Raw genomic sequence first — 12,818 nt, forward strand, 5'->3', positions numbered from 1 at the left:
TTTACTCATTTCTACTTCCTAATTAATCATCGATACTTCTAGGGTTTTACGGTTAATGAAAAATTGTGTCGTAAAATTGTATTCTACACGCCAAAATATTTCCCAACCTTTTTGAGATAATAGATCCAATTTTTCACTTGTCATCATCAATCGATTCCCCTCTCGAATAGGTCTTCCCAATTGTTCTGAATCCCAACTACGTCCTTCAATCCAATGACTCTCACTAATGTCATTAAGTTTGACTTTACCTGCAAAACCTTGAACTCCCAAGTTAATAAATGAAGGTGTTACTCTTCCTCCTGTATAATTAATTCCTGGAGCACAATTAAACAAGAAACATTCATTTTTTCTTTTGTTAAGCTCATGAATATCTTTAACAAAAGGGTGTTGATTAGCTTGAAACTCTGAAGGTTCAAGACTAACTTTTGAATTACTTAAGAGAACTGATATTTCAATCATCTTAGGGCTACTATCATGAGGCACAACCACTTCAAAATAATGTAAGTATTCATTATCACCCTCCTTAAGGAAATCCATGGGGTTTTGTGAAGAACTAGAAAGAAACTTAATTATTTTTTCATTTAAGCCATTCTGACTATAACTCTGTATGCTTTCATCTGGAAAATTGGGGTTAAACTGCCTTAATGCAGAGATAACAGAATTAATATTTTCTTCTGTAACTCTATGTTGAATAATCTGATTTATTATGGGCATTAACTGGTCATTTATAAATTTTCTATTTTTTCCTAAGTTATACCCTTTATGAATTTTGTCATTGATTCTGACGATTTCATCGAACCCTAAGCATGGAGAGTTTTGAACCAATAGCTTACTTAGCGAAATAAGATCTGAATCCTTCCATACTCCAATTTTTGTTAATCTAGATAAGATATAAGTTAGTGAATCACCTAAGCTGCTAATATCTATTTCGTTTTCAATTTTCCCATTTATATCTACTGGTTTACTATTAAAAATTGCGTTATCTAGTGATACATCCTCTTCCAACAAAGAACTATCAAGATTGTTAATACATGCGACTATAAGAGACCACGTATGCTTTATGACTAAATGTTTACAGCTCTCAATTCTGCTAAATAATGACTGTATATTTACATGAGATTTGATTTGGCTAACATCTTCTATCGCTAATGAGTAGATTATTCCAACTGCAATCTCAGGTGATAGTGCTTGTATACCTGTTAATGAGTGCTCAGCTAAAATAGGTAGATAAATATCTGGTTCAAACCTCGAAATAGATTTAATTATGCTAGGTGCTCTCGAATATATGGCTGGAGATGGGTGATCGATGAAATTAAGTAAAAAGCCCATTAATTCTTGATCATTAAAGATAGTTTTTGAATTTTCAAAGTCCATCCACTCAAAATCCTCAACAATATGGTTTGGTGGGGATACCATAATTTTTATATGTTCAATAATACTCTCATGTAACTGTTCAACCTTTTCAGGAGACAATACATTGCTAAACTTTGAAATTAATTTATCTACTATTAACCAGTCAGTTGCATGTGGTTCATCGATAATAAGAGGCGTTAATATTTCTAATAATTCATTTTCATCGCATAATTTAGATAGCTCTGCAAATGCTTGATCATTTTGACCAAGGTTTCTCGACCAAACACCCCACCCTGAATCCTGTATCGCTCTTAAAGATAATAGTAATTCTTGCTTACTTGTTTTTTCGTCCTCGATATCTGAAGCTTCTTTGGCAAGCCCATAGTGAATATCAAACTCTTTTAACCCTTGGGATGTTCCAAAAGTTCCTGGTAGGTAAATTGAATTACCAATGTCATCTTCTCCCCTGTCAACGAGAGTCACATCTTCATGTTCAACTTCTGTAGGAGTAGATTCAGGTATTGTTGGAACTTCCACATCAATTTTGTTCTTATGGATCTGTATTATCAACTCATCAAAATGACGCTGTTCAAGATGCTTATTAAGCCCACTAATAAATTGATTTCTTATAGCGAACTCCATATCAGAAATCAAAATTCGAATAATTCTATTCATGTAGAAATTTGATTGTATTGTGTTGCTATTATTAATAGTGTTGGCAAAAATTTCAGAGAAGCGACTGATATACCTATCATCTCCAATAAGGAATAGTTCACTAATAGCCCATTGCAAGCTAAGTTGTATGCCCTTTGTATTTTCTAATATGTTTAATATTCCACTTTGTTCATCAATTTTTCTTACTCCAGTATCGTAACTTGCTCCTTTATATAAACTATCAATTTGATTTGATTCAGCCCTATGCAAAATTAATTTAGGCTCAAGAGGAATGGTCTCATTTTGAAAGTATTTTATAGCTGTAGATAACTTTCCTGATGAACATAAAGAACCAATGAATTCTTCCTTTTCCATCCGTATATAACGCTGGAAAGTCATTTCACCTGCGGCAAAGTCTAAAATAGGAGCCAGTTCTTTTGGAGACCATGAAGCGTTATGGCGCTTAAGCATACTTAAAGAAGAATTAATTAATCCTAACTGATCTTCTTTATACCATGATGGCCCCATCGAAGAATTTAGTAACTCTTGAAAACATCCGTCAGCGCGACTACTACCTAATGCTCTATAATGCGTAGCTAATAAGACTAATTCTTGACATCTATCCCAACGATTTTGAATACCTAATAAAACGTGGTCTTCAAGTTTCTTTAGTAACTGGAATATATGTTTTTTGTGCTCTATTTGGGGGAGCAAGTTCTTTGCTATTGTGTGAATAGTTTCTCTAAAACCTTCAGAATATACACCTAACTGTTTATCTGAATGTTCATAGATAAAATCTAAATACTTACTTAAATTTTGTTTTGAATATAAAGAGAAAAATTCTAAGATAGAATTATAAATAAAAGGAAGAGCCTCCTCTACTAACATGTATGAACGTTCAAATTGTGAACGTGTTAGTAAGTCAAACTTAAGAATAGGTAAAACCTTTTCTAACATGTCTACAGACAATTGTTCTGATTCTTGGGAAGTAACTTTTAGTTTCCAAGCGGAACCTAAAAGGTAACCAATATAAGAAACAATACTTTCTAACGACTTTTCCCATTCTGTTTCGGTGAATAATTCCAAATCAGGGGGCGAGTAATGTTCATCTAAAAAACCTTTATATTTAGAGTTTGATAGTACACTGCCAAGCCAGTTATGATTTAGGTCAACTCCATTACTTTCTCTAAAATCAGGTATTTCCTTAAAAGTAGCCCCACTAATTAACCCTTCCAATATGTCATATTTGATTGATACCCCATCCAATAACCTTACAATCATGGGAGAATCTTCTTCATCTGGTTTATATTTTGTTAAACCGTATTCTATATCTTTAACAATATCACCAAGATCCACTTGGATTCCTGAAATATCAGAGAAATGATCTACATGGTTATACGCCTGTATTAGAGTCATGGTAATAGAATTATCAATAGGTATTTCTCTTCTTTCCAACTCTTCTATTGGCGTATAAATATTATGATGAAGTAATAACAAGGCAGTATTATGTCCCAGAATATAAAGGAGTATTTTATGCTTCTGCTCTTGTTCTTCCTCACTTCCTTCTGATGAGCTAGTTAAAAATTTATGAAGTAATTGTATTACCTTTAAAGAACTTTTAGTTGGTGTGCTTGACAACAAACAATTATTTATAGAAGCTGATGTAAAGAAATTTAGCATATCCTCATATGCAATTGAGCCTTTTTCATATTCGCTCATGAAATAACTATGTATAGCCGAATGAATAAATTCAGCTTCTTCAAAGTTATTTTCCATAATTAGTTTGTACTGAATATAAATAAGGTCTTCTGTTGAAACTAACGGCATAGATTCACGGAATAAATGATGAAGTGCTTCTTTAGGCTTTTTCAAAGCAATTAAGTATTCAGCTAACTCCATTGCATTCAAGGCAAATACATTGTTATATCGAAACTTGATCCGTTGTGAAAGTAAAAGCAATTTAGTCACAGATATAAAACAGCCTGTTTGCAAATAAAAAGAAAGTGCATCTTTTAGGTCTGCAAGAATCAAACCTGGCTCAACAAAGTTGTGCGAGCAATTATCGGCCCAGTCTTGATTACAAAAATCTATGGTTTCGTTTCTGATTTCAATTGTTGCTCTCAAAAGGTGATGAAGTATATTCCTTTGAGAATAGGAGATATCAATATGTTTTTTACAAAAAAGGGATATTTGTGATTGAAAATCTTCTTCAAGAGCCTTTGTTTTCTTATTTACAAAGGTTATAAGTGAAGCATGATATGCAAAGATGTTTTCTTTATTTGTTAAAAAATGACTAATTAAATCAAGGTTTTTATCTAAAGATATTCTCATACTCGCTGGAACCGTTTCAATAAGCGATTTATGTGATATGCATTCCCTAAAACGGGTGATTAATGATATTAGATAAAGCAATTCGTCTTTCTTTACAATATCTTGCCAGAGGCTTTCATAATAGACCTCAATCTCACCGCTAACTTGAGGTAACCTATCCAGCCATTTATTGATTTCTTGTTCTCCATCGACTGGCATATTGGTTCTAACGTACTCAATTAAATATCGAAGATAGAGTGGATGGTATTCTGAGCATTTCCCCATTTTATTACGAAGTTCAAATGCTAGTTCAGGTAGTTCTTTATTGATAAGTCTTAAGCATGTATTTACAGGTAATGGAGTTACTAATATTATTTTTTTATCATCTTGAATTATATGCTTAGGAGGAAGGCTGCTTTCATTTTGACCGACAATTACGAAAATAATATTTTTAGGTAAAGTAACTGGTAAAGCAGAAAAAAACTCTTCTATTTTATTTGATTTGAAAAGCTCATCTATGCCATCAACAAAAATAACGCATTTAGTTTGTTTTGCCGCATATTTTTCTGACAACTTTTGTAATAAATCTAATATTGTTGTAATCCATTGATTAATATCTCTCTCTGATTTCTGCGGGATAGCGTTATACAAATCCGCAACAACTCTATCCTCTAACCATTCTAAGAACTTTAAGTGATTCATTCTTAACGAAAGAAGGTTTTCCTTACCTTTTTCAAGCAGAAAATACTTTCCAAGAACTACAATGTCACTTTTAGCATAACCTACCGACTCAACAATAGTCGTTTTACCAGACCCAGGATGCCCCTTGAGAAAGAGGTAACCTGAATCTAAAGAGGTGATCTTATTTGTTAACTTATCTACAACAGGGGTATTTAATTCAAAACCACTCTCATCTCCCAAACTTTCTTCTTGAGATTCATATGTAATATAATTTTTATCTAGTAACGTAGCTATTTTGCATACACTTATAGCGCCTAACGTACCATCTAGTTCTTTTGTAATTACACCAATGGTTGTATCACTAACCATCAAAGGGGCACCCGATAGACCCTCTATGCATTCATTACTCTGGTTATATTCCAAATCTAACTCATAATTCGATCTTTCAATATTCACATTCGATCTAGCAACTATTCCATCCAGTTTAGCGCCTGCATTCAATTTTCCTCCAGGAAAACCAAAAGTACTCCAGGTAGAATTATTTCTAATGACTTGATTGGATAGTTTTAAAAAGTACTCTATATCTAACGGTTGTATTAACTCTAAAATGGCTATATCAAGGCTTTCATCGAAGTCCTTTAATCTGACTTCTAATGGCTCACTAGATATTTCATCTAGCTCAACGAAAATTACAGTAGTATTTTCTTCTACATTTTCGACTGTATGATATGCTGTCAAAAGCTCTTTGTTTGAAACAAGAAAAGCTGTACCTACATCGTCATTACAATAAATTCTACCTACATACTTTTCTAAATAATTTTGCACTTTAATTAGTCCTTTATAAAAGTAAATGCTTCGTCTGCACCTGAAATATACACGCTGTAATTGTATGTTTCTTTTAATTTTTCGTTATCAAAATAATTAGATGTATCCGTTTCATAATTGAAAATCACCTTTCGATTAACACTTGTTTTTCGGCCTACAATTCTAGCAATAGTAGCTAAATCAGGGTGGCCAAACTTATAGCTGTTAGTTGAAATAAAGTATGTATCTGAATCTATAAGGCTTAATAAGCTCGGACTGGTATTTTTATGTGAGCCATGGTGAGCTACTTTAATTGCATCAAACCATAATTGTTCTTGTTGATATTTATTTTTTAACGCTCGTTCTATTATTGATGGGTGTGAATCCCCCAAAAAAAGAAGTTTTTTATTTCCATACTCCAAGACAAACGAAATTGAACTACCGTTTGTAGGGCTATCATCTTCTTCAAAAACCTCAGCCATCAACTTTTCTATATTGATTCCTTTACTAGATATATTTTTGTTTATGTTCTTTTTTATCGGTTTTTCATGAGAAACTAAAAACTCAAATGCATCATCGAAAAATTGATTATCCAGTGCAGAACTACTAACTCCTAGCTTCCTTAACTCCTTTTTCCAGAATATCATTAGCTTTTGCAGTTTAGGTTTATCTGGAGAAAGAAGAATTAATTTCACATTTTTTGAAAGCTCTATATCTGTACCATTCTCGACACAAACTGCGTCATGGTTGAATTGTGCATTCCAGTCATAACCACCTTTAAAAATAAGAGAAGCTAAAGATGAACCTTGTTTACCACTGATATCTTTATTGTGGTTTTGAACAATGGTTTCATCATTTTTATATCCATTAATATTTATTTGCTGGAGTATCCTTTGATCCTTTAACGACAGTTTGTTTTCATTAGTGGGACTATTTTGAATATGTCGGTAACTATTGTGCCAAATGTTTTTAATATTAATTTTTTTAGATAATTCATTAGCTTCTAACAAGGACAATGACCCCGATATATGATCTGAATCTATATGAGTAACAATTAAAAAATCTAAAGATTTATTCTTTGTCTTGAGTTCAGTTAATTTTGATTTGATATGATCTTCATAAGTACCTTTAAACCCTGTATCGATCAAAATATCTAAGCTATCTTCTTCTACTGAAACCCAAAAGCTGTCACCATAGGACGCAGGAAACATAGTAATGCTTAAGCTATTAACTTTAGGAATGTTTGTCATTTATTCACCATTGGAACATATGGATTGTCTAGTTTAAAACGAATCAGGGTATAGCTTACGCTGCATATTATCTCTTGATTTAGTTAATAATTTTTTACAGCTTTCAAAAACACTTAAAACAGTATCCCAATACTTATCATCAAGTATTTGCTCTTTTTGATTGCCCGAATAGTATTTCAGGCTACAGCCCTTTTCAGTATCATGCTGGACTTTGCCATGTGCAAAAGCGTTGCGCCAATTCATGATAGTATTTAATTGTTTAGTTAATTGCTCTTTCTCACTTCCCTTGATGAACCTCTTTGAGTTAAGAATTTTAATGAACAAAGACTTCTTACTTGAAAAAGACATAATTGTTGATTTTAAAAGTTCATTTTCAAATAAATGCCTACGTGCATCAGGTTCATTGAATGGCCCCATAAAATAAGTCATAAGAAAGCTTTCTAACTCTTGCTCAATAGATGTTGTAGCATAAAGAATTTTACCGCCATTGTTTCTGGCAACACGCATACTCTCTTGTATTTCAGTATTTATGATAAAGCCTATATCTTTATCAATTATCCCTTCTTTCGTAAATTGGATAGTCGCTGATACTGTCTGGGTTATAGGTAATTCAATCTCTTTCATAATGTGTCTTAATTTACGTTATTTTCTCTTTTCTTACCTTGAACCCAAGTAACTGACCTATTAATACTGTCTATATACAATTATATTAAATAAAAAAAACCTTTGCTAAAGTAGCAAAGGTTTTATAGATAAATTCACTCAAACTAGATTGAGGTTACATAATAGTATTACTCTTCTACTATGTCTAAGCCTTCCGGTTCAACTTTCTTGGCATCAATATTCTTACTCAGAAATAGCTCTCTTAATTTAGCATCAACATCTTTCGCCATTTCTGGGTTTTCTTCAAGATACTTAGCGGCGTTTGCTTTACCTTGTCCAATACGCTCACCATTACAGCTATACCAAGCGCCAGCCTTTTCAACAAAACCGTTTTTAACACCTAAATCAATTAATTCACCTAAGCTGTTAATACCTAAACCATACAGTATTTGGAATTCAGCTTGTTTAAAAGGTGGAGCAATTTTATTTTTTACAACTTTGACACGCGTTTCATTACCAATAATTTCATCACCATTTTTAACCGCACCAATACGGCGTATATCTAATCGAACCGAGGCATAAAATTTAAGTGCATTACCACCAGTAGTTGTTTCAGGGCTACCGAACATAACACCAATTTTCATACGAATTTGGTTAATGAAGATAAGCATAGTATTAGATTTTTTCAAATTACCCGTTAACTTACGCATAGCTTGCGATAACATACGCGCTTGTAATCCCATATGTGAATCACCCATGTCACCTTCAATCTCAGCTTTAGGTGTAAGAGCAGCTACAGAGTCAACTACAATAACGTCGATAGCACCAGAGCGAGTTAACATATCAACAATTTCAAGTGCTTGCTCACCGGTATCAGGTTGTGAAATAAGTAATTCATCAATGTTAACACCAAGCTTCTCAGCATAAATAGGGTCAAGTGCATGCTCAGCATCAATAAAAGCACAAACTTTATTATTACGCTGCGCTTCAGCAATAACCTCTAAAGTTAATGTTGTTTTACCACTTGATTCTGGACCATAAACTTCAACAACTCTTCCCATAGGTAAACCACCGGCGCCTAGGGCAATATCTAGACCTAACGAACCAGTTGAAATAGTTTCTACATCCATTGTAGTATTGTCGCCAAGCTTCATTATTGAACCTTTACCAAATTGTCTTTCGATTTGGCCTAGGGCTGCTGCTAATGCTTTTTCTTTATCGTCTTTCATAATTTACTCCACTAATAACGTCTGGTACGTCGTTTTGATAGAGCAAGTATACTGTATGGTCGTACAGTATCAAGTTTTTTTATAATTTATTTTACTTAAATTAAAAAAAATAAAAACCTATACTTTTAACTTATTGATATAAAAGATTAAAAACAACATCAATAACTTTTGAATTTTTGACTTAAAAAAGTTACTAATTTGATTTACCACTGTTTACACAGTAGTTTATAGCTAAGCTAAATTTAAAGTTTTTATAAAAATAATTCATAATTTTATTTGTTAAATATGGCATAATCCTCTTTCACCAACCTTATTGATTCTATGAGTTGCAGCATTTAAATGACCACAACAACGCAAGACCTTTCTTCACACACCCCTATGATGCGTCAATACCTAACAATAAAAGCAGAATTCCCTAATATTCTGATTTTTTATCGTATGGGTGATTTCTACGAACTATTCTTTGATGATGCAAAAAAAGCCGCTGACTTATTAGATATTTCATTGACAGCACGCGGTAAAACAGGCGGGAACGCTATTCCAATGGCAGGCGTTCCTTACCATGCGGTAGAAAATTATTTAGCTAAACTAGTTCAACTGGGAGAGTCCGTTGCTATATGTGAACAAATTGGTGACCCTGCAACAAGTAAAGGCCCAGTAGAACGTAAAGTAGTCAGAATTATAACGCCAGGTACAGTGAGTGATGAAGCGCTTTTATCTGATAGGCAAGACAACTTAATTGTTGCTATTACTGAAAATAACGCTAAGTCTAAAAAAGCTTCCGATCCAAGTTTCGGTTTAGCTTATTTAGATATGACTAGTGGCCGTTTTGTCATTACAGAGCCGCAAACAAGTGAACAATTACAGGCAGAATTACAACGCCTTTCACCTGCTGAATTACTTTACTCAGAAACGCTTTCATCACTGCAACATGTTGATCAATATAAAGGATTACGCCGACGTCCAGAATGGGAGTTTGATCTTGAAACATCAGTGGCTTTACTTAATAAGCAGTTTGGAACAAAAGAGCTAACTGGGTTTGGTGTTGATGATAAATTATTAGGTTTATCTGCTGCGGGGTGTTTATTTCAATACGTGAAAGATACACAACGAACCGCATTACCACATATTCGTGCAATAATTTGCGAATCTGCGACTTCGGGTGTCGTCCTTGATGCAGCAACAAGACGAAATTTAGAGCTAACACAAAACTTACAAGGTGGTGTGGATAATACTCTGGCTGCGATATTAGATTATGCTGCTACCCCTATGGGATCTCGTTTATTAAAACGTTGGTTACATTTTCCATTGCGTGATTTAAGTATTTTATCTGATAGACAAAATGCCATTGAACAAATAATTTCAACTGACTTACATATTGATGCAAAACCCATTTTAAAAGGCTTTGGTGATATTGAACGTATTGTCTCTCGCATAGCATTAGGCTCAGCAAGACCGCGTGACTTTGCTCGATTACGTAATACCTTACAATCTTTACCCGAACTACAAAACTACTTATCAGCAAGCGCCAATACTGGTTATGTAAACACATTAGCTAAATTAATGGCACCAATCCCTAGTATTCAAGAGCTACTGGAAAAAGCACTTGTCGATAATCCACCTGTCCTTATTCGAGATGGCGGTGTTATAGCACCTGGTTATCATGAAGAACTCGATGTCTTACGTGATTTAAGTGATGGTGCGACTGAGTTTCTAGCACAATTAGAACAAAGAGAAAAAGAACGTACTGGTATCCATTCTTTAAAAGTAGGCTATAACAAAGTTCATGGGTTCTTTATTGAAATGAGTAGAACGGCGGCAAATGACGTACCTGACGATTATATACGCCGCCAAACATTAAAAAATAATGAACGTTTTATTACTGAAGAATTAAAAGAGCATGAACATAAAGTACTAAGTGCTCAAGGTAAATTTTTAGCATTAGAGAAACGCCTTTACCAAGAATTATTCGATCTCGTACTACCTGAATTAGCAAGATTACAAACACTCAGTCAAGCTATTGCTGAATTTGACGTATTAACTAACTTTGCTGAGCGTTCTATTACCCTAAATTATGTAAAACCTACCTTAGTCAACGCTACTGGAATTGAAATAGATGCAGGTCGACATCCAGTAGTGGAACAAATGACTAATAACACCTTTATTGCTAACCCAATCCTATTAACAGAACAACGTAAGATGTTAATAATTACAGGCCCTAATATGGGCGGTAAGTCAACTTATATGCGTCAAACTGCATTAATTGTGTTACTTGCGCATATTGGCTGCTTTGTTCCAGCCAATTCAGCTAAAATTGGCTTAGTTGATAGAATATTTACCCGTATCGGTGCCTCTGATGATTTAGCGAGTGGTCGCTCAACTTTTATGGTTGAAATGACTGAAACCGCTAATATTCTTCATAATGCTACCGAGAAAAGCTTAGTTTTACTTGACGAAATTGGGCGTGGCACTAGTACTTATGATGGTCTTTCTTTAGCATGGGCTTGTGCTGAAATGTTAGCGTTAAAAACAAAAGCATTTACTTTATTTGCTACCCACTATTTCGAATTAACTTTACTTGCCCAAGAAATACCAACGCTAGCCAATGTACATTTAGATGCAATGGAGCATGACGATAGCATTATTTTCATGCATGCAGTGCAAGAAGGCCCGGCAAGTAAAAGCTTTGGTTTACAAGTTGCTCAACTTGCCGGAGTTCCTAAAATGGTTATCAAACGGGCTAAGCAAAGACTGGTCGAGTTAGAGAATCAGGAAGTTGCTTCTATTTTGCCTCCACAATCAGACAATTTTCAACAATTAGCCTTGGTCGCAGATGAACACCCTGCAATAGATACTTTACGTAATACTGATGTGAATGACTTATCGCCTAAACAAGCATTAGACTTGTTATTCGACTTAAAAACAAAGCTTTAATATATTGAAAAAGACTGAACTGCTGACTTATCTTCACTAAATGAGATAAGTCAGCAATCATATTTTTGTGATGACACAGGAATGTTGAAGCTAAACTTTACAGCTTTAATAGTGCACTGTCTAATATGGTTAGCACTTTAATAAATTAGAAGATTTTTATAGTAAACGATATTTATTAAACAACGATCATTGAACATTGCTTATTAAACAATACTTATTTTATAGCACGGTATAATAAGGCTAATTATTTTACGTTAGTTAGTAATCTCAATCCAAGATGCTTTATTATTTTCTTTATCAGCAGACTTCTCTACTTTCATATCATCTTCTACAAGGTTATCTTTAGATAACATTTCACCTATAGCCCATCGAGGAATAAAAGTCTGAGCTGTTGCAACAACCACATGAGATATCATACCGATCATTCGAGCATTAACAATAAAACCATCTTTTTGTTCCAGTAAAGTACCTGTAACTACATAATCTATAATTTGATTGTCCGGTAATTCTTTCCAATCGCGGCTAAAAACAAAATCCCCTTCACTAGTAACTCTAAAAAAACCGGTCGTTTTAAAATCTACAACAATTAAACCATGACGTTGAAATTCATATATAAAACTCTCTGATATTAAATTTCCTAGCCAGCTAGTACTTTCTAAATCATTTAAATTAACAAAAGAAGCCATGGCAATAGGTGTTTTATGACTAACAAAAACACTGTTATCTAACATTTGAAAAGCTAGGCCTTGTACAATTGCATTTAAGCTATGATTTTCTAAATTTTCACTATCAATGGGTTTATGCTTAACCACTTTTGTCTTTTCTATTTTTTCTGGCTTTTCTGTTCTAAAAGTATGATAAAAATCATTCTGTGAAAATGACGTACAGGCAGTTAATAGCCCTATCAAAAGTAAACATACGTAAAATTTCATAACAATACCTAGTAAGTAAAAGTCAAAAACATAGCACTTTCTTTATGTTTCAGGTTCAGTTCAAATAA

6 protein-coding genes are annotated in these 12,818 nt (G+C 33.7%); 1 reads left to right on the plus strand and 5 read right to left on the minus strand.

All coding sequences use genetic code 11. From position 1 onward, the window contains the following. Positions 1–18: 18 nt before the first annotated feature. The 4 genes from KO509_RS00475 to recA form a co-directional block, all read right to left on the minus strand. Positions 19–5,823 (minus strand): serine protease, encoded by a 5,805-nt coding sequence (locus KO509_RS00475; RefSeq protein WP_215971320.1) that lies wholly within the window; start codon positions 5,821–5,823, stop codon positions 19–21. A gap of 5 nt (positions 5,824–5,828) precedes the next feature. Next, positions 5,829–7,052 (minus strand): AVAST type 1 anti-phage system MBL fold metallo-hydrolase Avs1a, encoded by a 1,224-nt coding sequence (avs1a, locus tag KO509_RS00480; protein ID WP_215971321.1) that lies wholly within the window; start codon positions 7,050–7,052, stop codon positions 5,829–5,831. Between the two features lie 33 nt (positions 7,053–7,085). Next, positions 7,086–7,676: a hypothetical protein gene (locus tag KO509_RS00485; protein ID WP_215971322.1), complete on the minus strand. Its 591-nt coding sequence runs from the start codon at positions 7,674–7,676 to the stop codon at positions 7,086–7,088. A gap of 167 nt (positions 7,677–7,843) precedes the next feature. Beyond that, entirely contained in the window at positions 7,844–8,884 is a 1,041-nt protein-coding gene (gene recA, locus KO509_RS00490; protein WP_215971323.1) for a recombinase RecA, read from the minus strand. 339 nt (positions 8,885–9,223) lie between these two features. Here recA and mutS point away from each other — a divergent pair, with 339 nt between their 5' ends. Continuing rightward, the gene (gene mutS / locus KO509_RS00495; RefSeq protein ID WP_215971324.1) at positions 9,224–11,818 is read left to right on the plus strand and encodes a DNA mismatch repair protein MutS; all 2,595 of its coding nucleotides are present in this window, start codon (positions 9,224–9,226) and stop codon (positions 11,816–11,818) included. A 254-nt stretch (positions 11,819–12,072) separates the two neighbouring features. On the opposite strand, the gene KO509_RS00500 is transcribed toward mutS, so the two are convergent. Then, on the minus strand, positions 12,073–12,750 hold the full coding sequence (locus KO509_RS00500) for a FlgO family outer membrane protein (protein ID WP_215971325.1): 678 nt from the start codon (positions 12,748–12,750) through the stop codon (positions 12,073–12,075). Positions 12,751–12,818 lie beyond the last annotated feature (68 nt).

The sequence above is a fragment of the Colwellia sp. C2M11 genome (assembly GCF_018860915.1).
GTDB lineage: Bacteria > Pseudomonadota > Gammaproteobacteria > Enterobacterales > Alteromonadaceae > Colwellia.

Coding starts and splice junctions, on each gene's coding strand:
- avs1a (WP_215971321.1), bottom strand. CDS start 7,052: ATGACAAACATTCCTAAAGTTAATAGCTTAAGCATTACTATGTTTCCT.
- KO509_RS00485 (WP_215971322.1), bottom strand. CDS start 7,676: ATGAAAGAGATTGAATTACCTATAACCCAGACAGTATCAGCGACTATC.
- recA (WP_215971323.1), bottom strand. CDS start 8,884: ATGAAAGACGATAAAGAAAAAGCATTAGCAGCAGCCCTAGGCCAAATC.
- mutS (WP_215971324.1), top strand. CDS start 9,224: ATGACCACAACAACGCAAGACCTTTCTTCACACACCCCTATGATGCGT.
- KO509_RS00500 (WP_215971325.1), bottom strand. CDS start 12,750: ATGAAATTTTACGTATGTTTACTTTTGATAGGGCTATTAACTGCCTGT.